This is a genomic window from Salinarimonas soli (genome assembly GCF_008386575.1).
Classification (GTDB): Bacteria; Pseudomonadota; Alphaproteobacteria; order Rhizobiales; family Beijerinckiaceae; genus Salinarimonas_A; species Salinarimonas_A soli.
Genome location: NZ_VUOA01000124.1, coordinates 1 through 305, shown reverse-complemented (window position 1 = coordinate 305; position 305 = coordinate 1). Strand labels below are relative to the sequence as shown.

General features: G+C 69.5%; 1 protein-coding gene. It reads right to left on the bottom strand.

What is annotated here, in order from left to right; all coding sequences use genetic code 11:
- The coding region (locus F0L46_RS25465) for an NAD(P)-binding domain-containing protein (RefSeq protein ID WP_188312155.1) at positions 1-232 on the bottom strand (232 nt) is incomplete at its 3' end.
- Positions 233-305 lie beyond the last annotated feature (73 nt).

Sequence of the window (305 nt, the reverse complement as noted above, 5' to 3'; positions counted from 1 at the left end):
GGGATTCCTCCTGCGGCGAGGCGGTGACGCACAGGCACACGAAGGTGGCGTTCCCGGCCACCCCGCGGGCGCTGCGGGCTTCAGTCGCGCCGCGCCCCACCATGTCCTCCACGGGCGCGCGGATGCGGTTGCCCATCACGGTGAGGGGATAGCCCTTCTCCAGGATGTTCTTGGCCATGCCAAGGCCCATCAGGCCGAGGCCGATGAACCCGATCCGCTCGCTCTCGCTCATGGTGCGCTCCTTTTCCGCTGATGGCGCCGCTTCGTACGCTTCAGGCGGGGCCTATGAGCCCCCGCAGAGCGCC